Source organism: Pseudomonas sp. SHLD1 (assembly GCF_028640935.1).
Taxonomy (GTDB): domain Bacteria; phylum Pseudomonadota; class Gammaproteobacteria; order Pseudomonadales; family Pseudomonadaceae; genus Chryseomonas; species Chryseomonas aestiva.
Genome location: NZ_JAQZAD010000023.1, coordinates 177,957 through 193,505 on the forward strand (window position 1 = coordinate 177,957; position 15,549 = coordinate 193,505).

At 61.0% G+C, this 15,549-nt stretch carries 17 protein-coding genes; 6 read left to right on the forward strand and 11 right to left on the reverse strand.

Annotated features, from left to right (window positions below; all coding sequences use genetic code 11):
- Positions 1–413 precede the first annotated feature (413 nt).
- The gene (locus tag PVZ77_RS16920) at positions 414–1,526 is read left to right on the forward strand and encodes an STY4528 family pathogenicity island replication protein (RefSeq protein ID WP_273807688.1); all 1,113 of its coding nucleotides are present in this window, start codon (positions 414–416) and stop codon (positions 1,524–1,526) included.
- Between the two features lie 47 nt (positions 1,527–1,573).
- On the opposite strand, the gene PVZ77_RS16925 is transcribed toward PVZ77_RS16920, so the two are convergent.
- Positions 1,574–1,849, reverse strand: a complete 276-nt coding sequence (locus PVZ77_RS16925; protein WP_273807690.1) for a hypothetical protein — start codon at positions 1,847–1,849, stop codon at positions 1,574–1,576.
- A 320-nt stretch (positions 1,850–2,169) separates the two neighbouring features.
- On the opposite strand from PVZ77_RS16925, the gene PVZ77_RS16930 reads away from it, so the two are divergent.
- Positions 2,170–2,517: a helix-turn-helix domain-containing protein gene (locus PVZ77_RS16930; RefSeq protein WP_007159148.1), complete on the forward strand. Its 348-nt coding sequence runs from the start codon at positions 2,170–2,172 to the stop codon at positions 2,515–2,517.
- 403 nt (positions 2,518–2,920) lie between these two features.
- On the opposite strand, the gene cheR is transcribed toward PVZ77_RS16930, so the two are convergent.
- Complete coding sequence (cheR, locus tag PVZ77_RS16935) at positions 2,921–3,748, reverse strand: CheR family methyltransferase (protein WP_208692067.1); 828 nt, start codon at positions 3,746–3,748, stop codon at positions 2,921–2,923.
- A gap of 42 nt (positions 3,749–3,790) precedes the next feature.
- Positions 3,791–4,723: a chemotaxis protein CheV gene (locus PVZ77_RS16940; protein ID WP_044340938.1), complete on the reverse strand. Its 933-nt coding sequence runs from the start codon at positions 4,721–4,723 to the stop codon at positions 3,791–3,793.
- A gap of 99 nt (positions 4,724–4,822) precedes the next feature.
- Between PVZ77_RS16940 and flgA the strand changes: the two genes are divergently transcribed.
- The 4 genes from flgA to PVZ77_RS16960 all read left to right on the forward strand — a co-directional run bounded on the left by flgA (position 4,823) and on the right by PVZ77_RS16960 (position 7,375).
- Positions 4,823–5,551, forward strand: a complete 729-nt coding sequence (flgA, locus tag PVZ77_RS16945) for a flagellar basal body P-ring formation chaperone FlgA (RefSeq protein ID WP_273808042.1) — start codon at positions 4,823–4,825, stop codon at positions 5,549–5,551.
- 164 nt (positions 5,552–5,715) lie between these two features.
- Positions 5,716–6,027, forward strand: a complete 312-nt coding sequence (gene flgM / locus PVZ77_RS16950) for a flagellar biosynthesis anti-sigma factor FlgM (RefSeq protein ID WP_273807693.1) — start codon at positions 5,716–5,718, stop codon at positions 6,025–6,027.
- Positions 6,028–6,081: 54 nt separating this feature from the next.
- Positions 6,082–6,552: a flagella synthesis protein FlgN gene (locus PVZ77_RS16955; protein ID WP_208692069.1), complete on the forward strand. Its 471-nt coding sequence runs from the start codon at positions 6,082–6,084 to the stop codon at positions 6,550–6,552.
- Positions 6,553–6,640: 88 nt separating this feature from the next.
- Positions 6,641–7,375, forward strand: coding sequence for a flagellar brake protein (locus tag PVZ77_RS16960; RefSeq protein ID WP_183629094.1), 735 nt, complete (start codon positions 6,641–6,643; stop codon positions 7,373–7,375).
- A gap of 42 nt (positions 7,376–7,417) precedes the next feature.
- On the opposite strand, the gene PVZ77_RS16965 is transcribed toward PVZ77_RS16960, so the two are convergent.
- From PVZ77_RS16965 to PVZ77_RS17000, 8 genes are read right to left on the reverse strand one after another with little or no spacing between them, the layout of a single operon-like run.
- On the reverse strand, positions 7,418–8,773 hold the full coding sequence (locus PVZ77_RS16965; RefSeq protein WP_273807694.1) for an MFS transporter: 1,356 nt from the start codon (positions 8,771–8,773) through the stop codon (positions 7,418–7,420).
- Between the two features lie 44 nt (positions 8,774–8,817).
- Positions 8,818–9,666 carry a glycosyltransferase family 2 protein gene (locus PVZ77_RS16970; protein WP_183629084.1) on the reverse strand — a complete coding sequence of 283 codons (849 nt, stop codon included), beginning with the start codon at positions 9,664–9,666 and terminating at the stop codon, positions 8,818–8,820.
- 13 nt (positions 9,667–9,679) lie between these two features.
- A complete protein-coding gene (locus tag PVZ77_RS16975; protein ID WP_027598043.1) occupies positions 9,680–10,036 on the reverse strand; it encodes an SMR family transporter in 357 nt (118 codons plus the stop codon).
- Positions 10,033–10,866 carry a sugar phosphate isomerase/epimerase family protein gene (locus tag PVZ77_RS16980; protein WP_273807696.1) on the reverse strand — a complete coding sequence of 278 codons (834 nt, stop codon included), beginning with the start codon at positions 10,864–10,866 and terminating at the stop codon, positions 10,033–10,035. Before PVZ77_RS16980 ends, PVZ77_RS16975 begins: the two co-directional genes overlap by 4 nt.
- Positions 10,866–11,654 (reverse strand): NAD(P)-dependent oxidoreductase, encoded by a 789-nt coding sequence (locus tag PVZ77_RS16985; protein WP_183629080.1) that lies wholly within the window; start codon positions 11,652–11,654, stop codon positions 10,866–10,868. Before PVZ77_RS16985 ends, PVZ77_RS16980 begins: the two co-directional genes overlap by 1 nt.
- A 5-nt stretch (positions 11,655–11,659) precedes the next feature.
- Complete coding sequence (locus PVZ77_RS16990) at positions 11,660–13,291, reverse strand: hypothetical protein (RefSeq protein WP_273807697.1); 1,632 nt, start codon at positions 13,289–13,291, stop codon at positions 11,660–11,662.
- Positions 13,272–14,336, reverse strand: coding sequence for an FAD-dependent oxidoreductase (locus tag PVZ77_RS16995; protein WP_443218016.1), 1,065 nt, complete (start codon positions 14,334–14,336; stop codon positions 13,272–13,274). The genes PVZ77_RS16990 and PVZ77_RS16995 overlap by 20 nt, the downstream gene beginning before the upstream one ends.
- A gap of 47 nt (positions 14,337–14,383) precedes the next feature.
- Positions 14,384–15,406: a glycosyltransferase gene (locus PVZ77_RS17000; protein ID WP_273807700.1), complete on the reverse strand. Its 1,023-nt coding sequence runs from the start codon at positions 15,404–15,406 to the stop codon at positions 14,384–14,386.
- Positions 15,407–15,549: the final 143 nt, after the last annotated feature.

Here is a 15,549-nt window from a genome sequence, read left to right on the forward strand (position 1 = left end):
AGACGATTAAGGAGCCGCCACCCGCCGTTGTCACTCGGTGATGGGAGGCGGACCGTGAGGGGGTGACAAACCGGCGTCCGAGGGAACCGGCCAGGCAAAAGCCTGCCCCACACGGCCCGCCATAGAAAACCACAGATGTGGTCTAGCTACAGCGCTACCGCGCCTCGAACGAATCGGGTTGTCACACCCGGTCGTGGGATTGACCACGACGATGCAAATTTAACGCTTTGGAACGCGCCCTAGCAACCCGGGGCAACGCTAGCTACCTAAGACTTATCTTGGTTGGTCTACGGCAGACCAATTGGTATGCAACAGAAATACGGTAACGGGCCAAATCGGATTTATCCGGGACAGACCAGTTGGTGCCAAAGAGACTCGCCTGGCAGCCGAAAGGCCTTGGTAGGGGAGAGGAAATGGCAAGCTATTCCGCACACGAGCGCTACGCATCAAATGATTGGTTCACGACGCCTACTGCGCTGCTGGTAGATCCGCGACTGACTCCGCTGGAGCGCAATGGGTGGCAGGTCTTGCGCATGCTCAGCGGCCCTGATGGCATCAGTTCGCTTACGAGTCTGAGCCAGCTACGCCGCTATCTCAATACCACGCCGTTAGGACAGCGGGCGGGCTATGAGACGGCGCGCCGCGTTCTGAAAGTGCTGCGCCTGACGGGATGGATCACGCTGGTCGGTGTGCAGCGTGACCCCATGACAGGCAAGATGATGAGCGAGCGCTACAGGGCGCATGAGCGTGCCTTAGCGTTTGATCAGGCATGCACTGCCGACCAGACGCTTGCCCGCCTATTGCAGGCGTGCCTTTACGAGACAGGCCATCCGATCCAGCGGATCGCGCAGCATCTAAGTCAGGTGTTCGAGCAAGAGCAGCGCAGGGACGATGGGCAGGCTAATGGAGCTCCCAGCCCCGGTGACTTTGGGAGCTCTAGCTCCGAGGCGGTACATATGGGGTCTGGCATAGGCCATACCGGTCTGCCACAGACCGATGAGGTCCACGACAAACCAATTGGCCAATACAGTACGTACAGTAGTAAGACGTATAAAGTACGTACGTATCCCTCAGAGGTCGAAAGCACAGAGGGCAGCACTCCGCTTCCATCCTGTCTTGCGGGAGTTGATGAAAAGCAGTTGCAAGAGCTTCTGACTGGACTTGATGAGTTGGCGCTGGAGCAGCGTCAGCAGGTGTTGGCAGAACTGGAGGCCAGACACCGTAGCGGCGGCATACGCAACGTAGTGGCCTATGCCTTTGGCTTGATCAGACGCGTGCAGTCGGGAGGTTTCCGGCCCTATGCATTGCGGGACAGGCCGGCAGTGCAGACCGTGGCGAACAAAGACCTCGGCATGGACCATCGTCCACGCCCGGCACATCGAGTAGCCCCCGCAAAGCGCTCAACGCCCGAAGTCGCTGAAAACCACATTGCGACGCTTCGCAAGATGCTCAACATGCCTGTCAGGGTGTCGCGTGTGCTCGACGACATCAAAGCTCAGTCCGAGCAGCGCAGCGAAGAACGCTAGTCGTGGTGACTTAAGAATGATTGAGCCACGCTGCGGGCTTGGACTGCTCATAGGCCCAGTGCGGAGGCGTTCGTAATGCTTTTGCTGCGGCGATGGATGATGACCATCTCATCCAACAGATCTTGCGCAGTCATCTTGATAATCGTGGCGCGAAGCGAATCTGTTTCCAGGGTGCTGGCGTCAAGCTGATCGAGTAGGTCCTTCAGTATGGAAAAGCACAGTTCGATGTCATCTGAAAGGCCCGACACGTCGCTTGCGAGGTGGCTGGCGTCGATACCTTTCCGAGGAAGCGAATAGAGACGACTGTTCTTGGTGTGCATCATGATGCGTATACCTCGATTTTCCTGACGTCCGTTTGGGGGCGATTAATCAATCCTGTCCGGTCAGGTTGCTAAGCATTTCAGCCTGCACTCGATGGCTTGGAGGGACTTCAGCCTAAGCGGCAGCCTTAAAAGCGCTGCCGCCCAAGGTGCCGGACCAGCCTTGTCCTGGGTGACCAGGAGGATTCCGGACTCCCCAACTAACTGCCCAAGAGCGGCTAGGCAAGCTTCAGCAAGACAACCTATAAGGTTGATATTCAACCTAGATAGCTCTTCATGTCAACAGGGTGTCGCTCGACCATTGAGGCTGAAGGGAGGGCGTCATGGCTGAGTACGATACGGCGGCATTGGCAGGTCTGGTGGGGCGAGCTATTGCTCGGCAGCGCATTCGCTGCGGGTTCACCCAAGAGCAGATCGCCGAACGATTGGGGATAGGCAACGAGGCGGTATCGCGCATCGAGCGCGGTTTGGTCATGCCTAACATCGAGCGCTTATTGTCCCTGGCGGAGGTATTCGGCTGTGAAGCAGCGGACCTGCTGACCGAGGCAAGTGCCCGGCCTCAGGATCAAGCGCGACATCTCGAAACACGCCTGGCTACCCTCAGCGCCGAGGATCGCCAACTGGTCATGGAGTTGCTTGAAAGTCTGATTCAGCGACTGGGACGCGGTTGAGTGAGCGACAGAGTTCTCTGATTTTGACACCATGGCCTAATACGCGCGTTCCGCACTTCTGCCTGCGAGCGTGCAGCCCTAGAACAAGCCCGACTTTTGTAACTGGATGCCAGCAATACAGTGCATAAGCGAGACGTTCAAACCTGCTCATCGCAGTTAGATAATTTAGCGCTACCAATCCCCGCCGTTTAAATTGCGTCAGTTCCTCACCCTTCGTGACATCGGCAACCAATGTCCAGCCCGCGTGAAGATTTTGAGGCTACGTTTGAGACTAGGTGGCTAGGGGATCTTGAAGCAACAAAGCCACCAGATCAATGCTAGAGCGCCATGCCATAGTTCTATGGCATGGCGCTACTTTGCCCATGCTACACTTCAGCTTTTGCGGCCGCCCATCAACAACCGCTTATTTGGCCTTGTAAATGATGCCCGGATTGCACTGCACCATCTGGTAGAGATCCGGCAGGCCGTTGAGGGCCTCGGAGGCACCTAGGAACAGATAGCCGCCCGGCTTGAGGGTGCCATGGATGCGCGTGAGAATGTCTTTCTTCACCTCGGCGGAGAAGTAGATCAGCACATTGCGGCAGAACACCATGTCGAACTTGCCGAGGCTGGCGTAGCTGTCCAGCAGATTCAGCGCACGGAATTCGATACGGCTGCGAATCGCCGGCTTGACCGCCCAGCGATTCGGCTGGAGCACGTCGAAGTAGCGCTGCAAGCGCTCCTGGGATAGCCCCCGGCCGATCGCCAGCGAATCGTACTCGCCGGACTTGGCAGCGGTGAGAATGGCGCCAGACAGATCGGTCGCCACGATCTGCATGCCGCCACGCCCCTGCCCTGCCGCGCTCCGCTCGAATTCGTCCATGGTCATGGACAGCGAATAGGGTTCCTGACCCGAGGAGCAGGCCGCCGACCAGACCCGTAGGCGCTGGCCGAAGGTGTTCTTGGTCAACTCCGGCAAGAGGCGGTTCTTGAGCACCTCGAAGGGATAGGTGTCGCGAAACCAAAGGGTTTCATTGGTCGTCATCGCATCGATGACCTTTTCCCGCAGACCGCCACGGGGCTGCATCTGGATGCGCTGCACCAGCTCCGACAACGTCTTGATCCCCTCGGTCTCCATCAGCTTGTTGAGCCGACTGGAGACGAGGTACTGCTTGTTGTCACCGAGCAGGATCCCGCTGGATTTCTCGAGGAAATCACGAAAAAGCACAAAATCCGCGTTGACTGCTGACACTGCCGCTCCGCCTTCTGGATACCGGGATAGAGACGCCTTCACCTAGTGACTGTCGACCGCATTGATGCGCTCGGCTACCCGGGAGGCAAGATCATCGGGACGGAACTTGGCCAGGAAGTCGTCCGCACCGACCTTCTTGACCATCGCCTGGTTGAAGACGCCGGACAAGGAGGTATGCAGCAGTATATGCACTTTCTGCATCCGCGAATCATGACGGATTTCTGCCGTCAGAGTGTAGCCATCCATTTCCGGCATCTCGATGTCGGAAATGATCATCAGCAATTCTTCTTCCGGACGCTTACCTTCAGCCACCATCGCCTGAAGGAAATTCAAGGCCTGGCGACCGTCGTTGAGGGAGATGACCTCAACCCCGACGGTTTCCAGGCAGCGGCTCACCTGCTTGCGGGCCACCGACGAGTCGTCGACGATCAGGACGCGCTTAGTGACGGCCTTGGCCTGTACCACTTCGCTGATGACACCGGCTGACACGGTCTCGACCGACGGTGCGACTTCGGAGAGGATCTTTTCCACGTCGATGATCTCGACGAGCTGGTTGTCGACCCGAGTGACGGCGGTCAGGTAGTGATCACGACCGGTGCCCTTGGGCGGCGGGTTAATGCCTTCCCAGTTCATGTTGACGATTCGCTCCACCGAGCGCACCAGGAAGCCCTGCACCTTGGTATTGTACTCAGTGATGATCACGAAGCAGTTGTTGATGTCTTCCAGCCCACGACGACCGGTGGCCATGGCCAGGTCGATGATGGGAAAGGTGCCGCCACGAATGCTGGCCACGCCCCGTACCACCGGACTCGATTTGGGCATCACGGTGAGTTTGGGGCACTGCAGCACCTCCTTCACTTTGAAAACGTTGATGCCGTAGAGCTGCGAGCCGTCCAGGCGGAACAGGAGCAGTTCCAGACGGTTCTGGCCCACCAGTTGGGTACGTTGGTTGACTGCGTCCAATACACCAGCCATTAGATGACTCCTTTAAATGCCCACGAGCGGGTTATCACAACGCGGCACGGGGCTTGCTTATGGGTTTATCACAAAGATCGCAGCGACGTGTTTCCGACCATGACTCTAGCTCGAAGACTGACCCTTGGCCTCCTGACCCTACTCTGCTGTCTGCAAAGCAGAGCCTTTGCGGAAGACGCCTACACTTCACCTGACGAACTTATCGGCGCTGTCGAAAGTTTTCTTGAGGAACGGGTACAGGAATATTTACTGGATACCAGCCTCAACGCTCGCCATGAAACCCAGGTTAAGACGATCGACCCACGCTTGCGTTTGGCAGAGTGCGACAAACCTCTGACGCTTACTCAGCAGGGCGAACCGACTCCCGTCGGTCGTATCAACATCAAGGTTCGCTGCGAGGGCTCCAGTCCGTGGACCGTATTCGTGCCCGCCCAGGTCAAGCTATACCGACCGATAGTTGTCGCCCTCCAGCCCCTGATGCGCGGAGCCCTACTGGACAACAGCAACGTGGCGCTCGTGGAGCGTGACGTTGGTAACCTTGGCCAGGGCTACCTGACCAGCCTAGAGACGGTGCTTGGTGCTAAGCTCAAGCGCCAGGTGATGAGCGATCAGCCCCTGGCACCGGCCTATCTCGAACAGGCCGAACTCGTTCACAAAGGCGAACAGGTGGTAATCAATGCCCGCACCTCGTCTTTCAGCATTCGCATGCAGGGCGAGGCCCTCGCCGACGGTGCCAAGGACGAGGAGATCCGCATCCGTAATTTGAGCTCCAACCGGGTGATACGGGGGCGCGTGGTCGATCAGGGTCAAGTCGAGGTTGCTCTTTAGCTCGACGTGATAAAGGAGTAACTTCTAGTCATCCAAGCGCTTCGAACGACTAGAAGAGACCCTGTCCAAAGATGTGAACCGCTGCACAGGTCTACGGCTAAAGTTTCCGCCCAGCGGGCCGATAAACCGGACATGTGAGCGATACATCCCGAGGAATTTCACGAATGGCTATAGACATCAATCGCCTGAACTCAACATCGACGTCAGGCATCAGCACCCGTAGCGCCTCGGCCCCGAAAGACGGTGTCAGCCTGGAAAGCAAGGATGTCACCTCCACAGCCACCAGCCAGAAGTTAGGCGAATCGGTGAACCTGAGTCCCGCGGCTCAGCAGCTGAATTCCTTGACCGCCGGGCTGAAGGATCTGCCGGTGGTCGACAGCGACAAGGTCAGTCGCCTTAAGCAGGCTATCGCCGATGGCTCCTACAAAGTCGATAACCAAAAGGTCGCCGATAAGCTGCTCGCCTTCGAGTCCTGAGGCTATGACGTCGGGCGGACCTGGTGAGAAACATTAATCAAGAGATTCCGAGCCATGCCCGTCACGCCGCTCCTCGCCATTACCCTTAACGATGTCGAGCTTGCCGACCAGTTGCTGGCGCTCCTCGAAGAGGAGTTCCAAGCCCTCGCACAACGCGACCTCGTCGCGCTGGAAAGTCTGCTCGGTGGCAAGCAGATCCTACTCAAACAGCTCGATCAGCATGCCCAGCATCGCTCTGCTCTGCTTCGCTCGGCCAGCTTGAGCAATGATCTCGCCGGCTTGCAGCAGTACGCCGCCGGCCAGGACGAAGGTCAGGCGCTACTGGCGGCTTCCGCGCGCCTGAGCGAGTTGATCGAGGCCTGCAAGCAGCGCAATGTCCGTAATGGCCAGATCATCCAGGCCAGCCAGATAGGCACTTCGCGGGTGCTCAACCTCCTGCAAGGCAGCAGTTCGGCGCCCGCGCTCTACAACAGTCGCGGCAGCCAAACCCGCAGCGGCTATCAGCGTCCGCTGAGCTCGGCTTAATCACGGACATTCTCATGCCAGCTTTTTTCGCTGTACAGATGGCGTTTAGCCAGTATTCTTGCTGACCGCTGTCTACAGGAGTTTCCAGGTGCAAGGCTCTTCCGCTAGCGACAATGCCGCTCAGCCACCCCAGGTCTATCGCTCCAAGGGCGAGATCCTGGCCTGCCTGCGGCCGGCGCAACAGCAGCATATTCCGCTGCGGATCACCTTCAATCGCCAGGGGCAGCAATTCCAGAGCTTTGTCGTCGAGATCGACGAGGCCAAGGGGCGGATCGCACTGGACGAATTCATTCCGCGCGAAGCCGAACGCCTGCTCGAACAGGGCCAGTCGTTCCGGGTGGACAGCTTTCACGAAGGCATCAAGGTCACCTGGCAGATCGATCATCCGGTCGAGTTCAGCGAGCTGGATGGCAATCGTTGCTACTGGATCGGCCTGCCCACCGAACTCACCTATCACCAGCGACGCAATGCCTATCGGGTCAAGCTGCTGCTGGCCCAGCCGGCCACGGCGGAGCTGAGCCAGGGCAACAGCCCGATCCAGTTGCGAGGCCAACTGATCGACCTGTCGGCCACGGGCTGCAAGCTGCGTTTCCCTGGTAACGTCACCCATCTGCTGCAACCGGGGCAACAGGTACAGAGCTTTAGCGCCGAGCTGCCCATCGGGACCATCAATACCCCGGTGACCATTCGCCACGTGGCCTGTCCGGAGCGCATGGAATTCAGCGACGTCGGCGTCTGCTTCAACAGCCTGACGGGCGCGGCCCAACGCCAGATCGAGCGCTTCATCTATCAGCTGCAGCGGGAAAACCGCCGGTTCGAGTGACCGATCGGGCGCCCACGGCTACTGGACGCCCTCCCCAACCGCTCAGTTCGCCTTGGATCCAGGCGGGTTCTGCGGGAACTCGATCTCTTCCTGCAGAGGTCTCCCCTCCTCGGCAGGTTCCTCCTCGACGACCGGCTCAGTGTGCATCTGCTCCTGCACGACCTGGCTGTCGACACGCGGATCCAGGGCCGCTGCCAGCGGCGAGCTGGTCGACCCTTCGGGCATCTGCACGTGGCTCAGTGGCGCCTCGTCGACGAGGTGCTTGCCCGTGACCGCATCCGGACGGATGCGCCAGATCAGGATCGCACCGCAGAGCACGACGAAGGCATAGAGCATGTTGGGTCCGACCAGATTCATCAGCGCACCCACCACCAGTGGACCGATACAGGCACCGATGCCAAAGGTCACCAGCAGCATGGCGCTCAGGGATACCCGACGTTCCCCTTCGATATGGTCATTGGATAGCGCCACCGCCAGGGGATAGAGCACGAATTGCAGCAGGCTAGCGATAAGGCCGAGCGGCAGCAGCACCACCGGCGGCACATGCGGCAGCACGGCCAGTGGCAGGGCTGCCAGGGTCAGGGCGATGGCGACCACCCGGATCAGCCAGCTGCGATCATGCCGATCCGACAGCCAGCCGATCGGCCACTGGGCGATCAGTCCGGCGAAGATGCAACACGCCATGAACAGGCCGATGCGCTCGGTGGGCAGGCTCTGGGCGCTGGCGTAGAGAGGCGCCAGGCCATAGAAGGAGCCGATCACCAGACCCGCGACCAGGGTCGTCGTCAACGACTGGGGAATCCGCTGGATAAAGAAGGTGGGTTCCAAGGGCGCCGGCTTGAGCGGTGCCGGGTGGATCTTGCCGGTGACCGCCACCGGCACCAGGCACAGGGCATAGCAGATGGCGACCAGCATCAGCTTGTCGACGCCGAGATCAGGCGAGAGCACCAGGACCACCTGACCCAACGCCAGGCCGAGGTAGGAGGCGGTCATGTAGCCGGAAAAGACCTTGCCCCGCTCGCCAGGGCCGGCCTGCTCGTTGAGCCAGCTCTCCAGCACCATGTACTGGCACATCATGCCCATGCCGATCAGCACCCTGAGTGCCAGCCACATCGGCAGCCAGGGCAGCAGGCCGATGCCCAGCACCGCGGCGCCGACCACCCCGGCGCAGGTCACATAGGCGCGGATATGGCCAACCTTGGCGATCAACCGATGCCCCAGCTTGCCGCCTATCACCAGTCCCGCGTAATAGGCGGCGGTCAGGGCACCGACCCAGAGTCCCTGCACCTGATCGGCGGCCAGTCGCAGACCAAGATAGGTACTCAGCAGACCGGTCCCGATCAACATCAACAGCGTCGCGAAATAAAGCCCGCGAAACGCCGACAGCACACGCACCATTGCCTACTCCATCGTCTCTTGCACACCCGGCAAGCGCGACGGAATCAGCTTCGTCGTTGCGCCGCCAGCTGGGCGTCCTCGCCCAGGCGTGGGTTGTAATGACCTGCACAGGCCTTCATCAGTACCTGCAGCACCGACAGATTACCTCTGACGCTGCTGATCTTGGTGGGTACCTCGCCCTTCGGATAGCGCCGCACGGTGGGGAGTTCCACGCAGCGATAGCCCAATTTCGGTACCCGGTAGGAAAGATAGGCCAGCAACTCGTAGGTGGTGAACTCGTCGCGGAACGGCGCCACGCGCGGATCCAGCAGCATGGCCCGGCTGTAGGCGCGGAAACCCTGGGTGGTGTCGGTCCAGTGGAAACCCGAGGCCAGGCTCAGCATGGGCGCATGGATGAAACGAATGGCGAAGTCGCGGGACTTGGGGGTGTTCTCCGCCACGCCGCCGGCCAGAAAGCGCGAGGCCTGAACGAAGTCGTAGCCCTGCTCGATGGCTTCGATGAAGCGCGGGATGGCGTCCGGATCGTCCTTGTCGTTGCCGTCGATGGTCACGATGCCGGTGTAACCCTCGTCGAGCACGAAGGCATAGGCGCAGCGCAGCTGGGAGCTGAGCTTGCCCGGCGCGGTCTTGACCAGCAGCCCGCGGACGCCCAGCTCCTGCAACCGTTGCGGCTCCAGCGAACCGTCGGTGCTGCCGCCATCGACGATGATGACATCGGCGATGTCGGCGATCCTGACCGCCGCCATGCGCCGCAAGAGGTTGAGAATCCGCTCGCCTTCGTTGATGACCGGGATCACCACGCAGTGCGGACGGCTGCGACCGTTCCAGAAGGTCGTCGAATAGCTGGGCACCTGCCAGAGGGCACGCTCGGTGGCGGGAATTGCAGTAGTCATAGGTCCTCCAGGTTCAACCGACACGGGCCGTGATGAGGGCGACGCCGGCGATGATCAGGACGATGCCTGCCGCCGTGGTCCAGGGAAAGGCTTCGCGAAAGATCACCACCGACAACAGCGCGACGCTGGCGATGGCCCCGGCCGTCAGCACCGGATGCGCCACGTTCAGCGGCAGCTTGGCGAGGGCGGCGGCGTACAGCAGAAAGGCCAGGCCATACATGAACAGCCCCAGCCAGAACGGCCAGTTGGCCAGCGCAGCCATGGGATCGCTCAGGCTGGGAAAGCGCCGCGGCGGCAGCATGGCCAGCTTCACCAGCACGCTCGCCGAGGCGTTGGACGCGATGCCCAGGATCAGGATCAGCCACTTCATGCGGCAGCCTCCGGCAGGTCGCGATAGGCCTTGACCGCGACCTGGACGCCACGCTCCAGCGCGGCCAGGTTGGAGCCCTGCTTGGCCGGCAGCATCTCGATGCTGACCACCTGCTCGGGCAGCCGCCGGGTCAGGGCGAAGGCGATGCCCTCGTGATTGGTACCGCCCTCCCCCAGGGTCACCAGATCCGGTTCGCTGGCATGGACGTGGCCGATCAGTTCGGCATGTTCTTCGAGGACGCGGGCGGCGTCTTCCTCGTTGATGGTCAGGGCACCGGTATCGAGTTGCATGAGGATCGCCGGATGCTCCACGGCCCGTACCACGGCGGCGGTGGAATCGCTGTCGATCATGAAGTTGGCGCCATAGCGTGGCGGATTCGGCTCCAGGCAGATCTGCACCCGGTGCGCCGCGGCCACATCGCCCAGGCGGCGGAAGAAATCCCGGGCCTGTGCCAGGGCCTGGTCGTCACTCAACCCCGCGCGATCGCGATTGCGCGGCGAGCCGAACACCAGGCGCGTCGCGCCCAGTCCCTCGGCCACCCGGCAGACGCCTTCCAGCTGCGCCAGCAGCGCCCGCTGCACGTCGTCGGCACCGAAGACGTTGAGTCCGGTGGTACCGAACAGCAAGGCCTGCATGCCGGTGATCTCGATGCCGCGCGCCTGCCACTGCTGACGCACCGCCTGGATGTCCTGGGCGGTGGCCGTCTTGGGATCGGCGAAATACTTGCCGGGCGCGATGTCAATGGCATCCACCCGGTATTGCTGCAGGATCTCGGCGACCATGGCGTCATCGGTCGGATCCCAGGCGATATTGGAGATGGCGATGCGCATCACTGACCCTCCGCCTTGATGACCGGGGGTTCCGACTGGGCGTAGGCGCGGACCGCGAGCAGGGTGTCGCGCGCGCTGTACTGGTAGCCGTCACGCCCGCCGAAGACCTCGGCATGCACGCTGCGGAAATCGTAGCGCGCCGGCGTACCCTCCAGGGTATTGCCGAAGTCGCGTCCGAAACCCTGACTGGCGATGTCCGCCACGCTGATGGGCTCGGCGGTCAGGTGCACCAGGTCCAGCCCCGCGGCCTGGGCGGTCTGGATGTCATAGCCGAGATTGACCATCGGATAGAACTGGAAGACGCCGCGACTTTCCACCGCGTGCAGGTTGTTGTCGTTGAGCAGGTCGTAGATCACGTTCTTGCGCAGGCCAGGACCGACCAGGCCCGGCAGGCGGACGATCAGGGCATTGGCGAAATGCTCACGGACGAACTGCTCCAGTCGATAGCGATTGGCGCCATAGGCGTGCAGTCCCTCTTCGTCCACCGCGGTGGTCTCATCCACCCCGAGCGGCTGCTTGAAGACGTCCACGGTGCTGATCAGCACGAAGGAATCGCACTGGATCCGCGACAGATGACCGATCAGGCCATCGATCTTCTCGCGATCGGCGGCGGGATCGCGATTGGCGATCCACTTCTGCGCTGGCGCTCCGGCACAGATCACCTGGCCATAGGGCTGATCGCCGATCTGGTCGATATTGGTGGAGCGAAACAGCGCGCCGAAGGCCTTCTGCTTGAGCAGCGTCGACCCCACGAAGCCGCTGTACCCTATCAATGCGTCGGTCTTCATGTTGCTCACCCCTTGGTCTTGAATCTCAGGCAATAGTCCGGTTGGCACTCCTCGACGGGATAACGCTCGTCCAGGTAGGCCTTGAGTCGTGGAAACTTGTCGTGCATGGAAATGTTGTTCAGGTTGAATGACCAGAAGGTCGTCGAATACACCACCGCCGGCGGATCGGCATGCTGCAGATCGCTGAGCAGATCGGCCTCGTAGGGCGGCGTGGCATAGACCGGATAGATGTACTTGGTACAGGCCGGCAGATCGGTCACCCCGTTGATGACCCCGTTGTTGGCCAGGTCGAACACACAGTGGGCGCCGCTCTCCAGCAGGCGCTGCGAGGCCCATTGCACCCCGGGCGTCGCCAAGGCGGCGTCATCCGGCAAGGCGGTCAAGGCCGGCACCCAGGCAAGCCCCTGGGCCCACACCCGCTCGACCGGCGACTTGTAGAGGTTGAAGGCGGCGAGCAGCACCAGCAGCCCTGCCAGGGCCGGCACCAGCAGGCGTCGGCTGAAGGCCAGCAGCGCACCGACCAGCAGCACCGCAAAGAACGGCGAGGGATTAAGTCCGACCAGTCCCATCAGCACGGCGGCGGCGATGGCCGCGGCCGCCGCACGCGGATGCGCCGAGATGTCCCAGCCACCGTTGCGTGCCAGCCGCTGCCGGCGGGCGGCATAGAGCAGGCTCAGCAGGGGTACCCAGAAGCCCATCTGGATGTGTTGGAAGTCCGCGCGATTGACCCCGATCTTGAAGAAGATCGCGAGCAGCACCGCCAGGGCGCCGATCAGCGGCAGATCCTCGCTCCAGCGCCATGGCCAGGGCAGGCAACGGATCAGCGCGAAACCGGCCAGCGCCGTAGGCACCGCCAGCAGCAGGCTCAGTGCCAGCGGCCGGGCATTCAGGCCATAGCCCCACTGGGAGGAGGTTTCCAGGAGGAAGGTCAGGTTCTTGACGTAATCGGTCAGGGCGAAGAAATCGGTACCAAAGCCAAGCCAGCCAACCGTTGCCACGAAGCTCAGCAGCGAGAGGAAATGGCGCCGCTGGAGGAGCAGCGTGAGCAGTACGGCCGAGCCGATGGCCAGCACCCCGGCGATCCCGCGGTCATAGGACCAGAACAGGTTGAAACCGGCCGCCAGCCCCAACAGCACCTCGCAGACCAATCGCCGCGGCGTGGTCTCCACCTTGCGATGCAGACAGAAGAGGAACAGCGACAGCAGCAGGAAGAGATCGCGATAGCCCACCACCTGGGTCGCCACGGCGCCCACGGCGACCAGCAGGATCAGGCGCGCGCGGCCCTTGGGCACGGGGCACAGCAAAACGGCCGTTCCCCATAGCAACAGGGCCGCGCCGGTGTTGCACAGTCCATAGAGGATCTGGGTCACCAGGAAGGTGTGCTGGGCACCGAACCAAGTCTCCGCCAGCCACACCGGGATGAAATCCAGCCCGCCATGGATGGTGAAGGCATGCGCGCCCGGCTGACTGTGCAGCAGCGTCGGCAGCGTGGCGAAGTATTCCCCCTGGTGGAAGGGGTCGAGGATGACGCCCTTGCCGAACAGAAAGAAATTGATGATGGAAAAGACCAGAACGCTGATGAAGCCGGCGACGCCGGACACCCCCCTGGGTGTCGCTTCAGTGGAAGGGTTCGGCATCGAGGCGCTCCAGGGCATCGAAAATATTGTCGATCTTGCCGCCCAGCATCGAATAGCAGCCGGGCAGCTGGGGATGTTGTTCGAAGAGGATGGGACGGCCGTCGTCGCCTTCGTTCTTCATCAGGATGGTCTTCACCTCGAACAGCGAGTCCCGATACTCCACCCGCGCCGCAGCCGACATGTAGCGGGTCACGTCCCGGACCATCCAGTCCGCGCGCGAGGCACGGTCGTAGTCGTCGAGCAGTGCATAGGGATCGGTGCCATTGGCGTCTTCCCAGTTCAGGTGCGGGGTATAACGCACATGGGACAGGGTGTGCAGACCGCGCGCCGGGAACGGCATCATGGAAAAGAACGGACCGTCCATGACCGTCACGCCGAGGTTGCGCAGCTCCGGAGGCATCTCCACCAGGGCCATCTCGGTGATCTCGTGGCGCAACCGGGTGGCGGTACCGGGGAAGTCGCCGCCGTACTGGTTGAGGCCGCTGTAGGTACAGTTGAAGAGATAGCGGCCGTGCAGCTCCTCCTGCCCTCCGGCTTCATCCACCACATCAACACCCAGCCCGCCCGTTTCCCCGCGGATCGCCGTCACGCGACTCTTGAGGCGCACCTCGACGCCGACGGCATCGAGCTCGCGACTTACTTCCGCGGCGAGTATGGCGGAGTTGAAGGCATATTCTTCGGTGAGATACACCGCCTCGATCAATCGATCGTCGAACAATCGACTTAATTCTTCGGACGCCGGCTGCAGGGAAGCCTCGATCCCCTGACAGAAACGTTCGAACTGTTTGGCCGTTACCTTGGAGTTGTTGCGGGCAATGGCATACAACTTGGTGAAGTCCCGCACTACCACATCGGGATAGTCGCGCAAGAAGCGCGGCAAGTTAACCCGGCTGCGAAAGGCCGTGACGAAACTGCGCGGATAGTGGTAGCCATTATGAACACGTGCCTGATTGTGATAAGAGGCACGCTTCAACAGCCCGTCTTCCCGCTCGATCAGGGTGACTTTCGCAAAGCCCCTCACGCGCATGAGATACAGGGCCGTCATGGCCCCGTAAAATCCGCCGCCTATGACGATCGCATCTCTCATGATTGTCACGCCATGCCGGATTGAGTAGCCGGTCTGGCGGCATTGCCACCCTGCACTACTTCGACATTGAGCTTGTCACGACGCGTCATGACGGCGCTCGTGAACTCCTGGGCGACATGGTAGAGCGGCCCTTCGTTGACTCTGTGGGTCAACTGCAGGACATATTCGCCAAGCACGAGCAGGACCAGCGAAATGAGAAAGAACATGCCGGACTGCTGTAATGAAATCGTCACCCAACCCGGTGCGACGTCATCCTTGAACAGGCCGATGGCGATGACGTAGATGGAATAGAGCAGATTGGACAAGGCGCCCACGATGGACAGGAAACTGACCATGCGCATGGGCTTGCGGGTGGAGGACACCAGCAGTCGGGCACCGCGATCGAAGCTGCCGGACAGCCGCTTGGGCTTGCCACTGCGCGGCGGCATGCTGTATTCGAGATTGGTACGGGAGAAGCCCGCCGTCGCCGGCAGGTGCCGGTAGGTCAAGGCCGGCGCGGGATGGCGCAGGATGTAATTGATGACCTTCTTGCTAAGCATGCGGTACTGGGGCGCATCCTTGGCCAGATCGACCCCGTTGAATCGCCGGTAGAGGCTGTTGAAACCTCTGGAGCACAGACTGTAGGACAGGGTCTGCCGAACTTTCTGCTGATTGTTGGCGAACACCACGTCGATGCCACCGGCCGCCTGTTGCAACATGTCAGGCAAGAAGGCGATGTCATCGGTTTCCGGATCTATGACGACCGCGAAGTCACCCAGCGCATTTTCCAGACCCACCCAGGCAGCGGTATCGGAGTCCACTTCCTTGGTCAGGGCATATACCTGCAGATTGGGCAGGCCGGTGATACTGGTGAGTTGTTTGAGTCGCGCTACGCTGTCATCAGCGGAGGCGTTATCGACAATGATAAGTTCGTAGTCACTTACCAAGGGACCGATAACAGTTGCCGCGCGTTCGAGGACGCTCTGCAACTCGGCAGCCTGATTACGAACGACGAACACGACTGAAAGTAGGACGGGATAAAAGGCCATGACGCGAACCTCCAGAGGCGCTCCAGATACAAGCAATGCAGACGGTTAGCCAACGGAGAGTACAGATAAATTCGGCAGGTTTTCGTCTGCTGCTCTATGCTGTGATCACAGCCACAAATCGCTACTGGAAGAGCCTGGAAGTC

Bases quoted from the DNA above. Each gene is read 5' to 3' on its own strand.
- PVZ77_RS16920 (WP_273807688.1), top strand. From the start codon at position 414: ATGGCAAGCTATTCCGCACACGAGCGCTACGCATCAAATGATTGGTTC.
- PVZ77_RS16925 (WP_273807690.1), bottom strand. From the start codon at position 1,849: ATGATGCACACCAAGAACAGTCGTCTCTATTCGCTTCCTCGGAAAGGT.
- PVZ77_RS16930 (WP_007159148.1), top strand. From the start codon at position 2,170: ATGGCTGAGTACGATACGGCGGCATTGGCAGGTCTGGTGGGGCGAGCT.
- PVZ77_RS16940 (WP_044340938.1), bottom strand. From the start codon at position 4,723: ATGGCTGGTGTATTGGACGCAGTCAACCAACGTACCCAACTGGTGGGC.
- flgA (WP_273808042.1), top strand. From the start codon at position 4,823: ATGACTCTAGCTCGAAGACTGACCCTTGGCCTCCTGACCCTACTCTGC.
- flgM (WP_273807693.1), top strand. From the start codon at position 5,716: ATGGCTATAGACATCAATCGCCTGAACTCAACATCGACGTCAGGCATC.
- PVZ77_RS16955 (WP_208692069.1), top strand. From the start codon at position 6,082: ATGCCCGTCACGCCGCTCCTCGCCATTACCCTTAACGATGTCGAGCTT.
- PVZ77_RS16965 (WP_273807694.1), bottom strand. From the start codon at position 8,773: ATGGTGCGTGTGCTGTCGGCGTTTCGCGGGCTTTATTTCGCGACGCTG.
- PVZ77_RS16970 (WP_183629084.1), bottom strand. From the start codon at position 9,666: ATGACTACTGCAATTCCCGCCACCGAGCGTGCCCTCTGGCAGGTGCCC.
- PVZ77_RS16975 (WP_027598043.1), bottom strand. From the start codon at position 10,036: ATGAAGTGGCTGATCCTGATCCTGGGCATCGCGTCCAACGCCTCGGCG.
- PVZ77_RS16980 (WP_273807696.1), bottom strand. From the start codon at position 10,866: ATGCGCATCGCCATCTCCAATATCGCCTGGGATCCGACCGATGACGCC.
- PVZ77_RS16985 (WP_183629080.1), bottom strand. From the start codon at position 11,654: ATGAAGACCGACGCATTGATAGGGTACAGCGGCTTCGTGGGGTCGACG.
- PVZ77_RS16990 (WP_273807697.1), bottom strand. From the start codon at position 13,291: ATGCCGAACCCTTCCACTGAAGCGACACCCAGGGGGGTGTCCGGCGTC.
- PVZ77_RS16995 (WP_443218016.1), bottom strand. From the start codon at position 14,336: ATGACGGCCCTGTATCTCATGCGCGTGAGGGGCTTTGCGAAAGTCACC.
- PVZ77_RS17000 (WP_273807700.1), bottom strand. From the start codon at position 15,406: ATGGCCTTTTATCCCGTCCTACTTTCAGTCGTGTTCGTCGTTCGTAAT.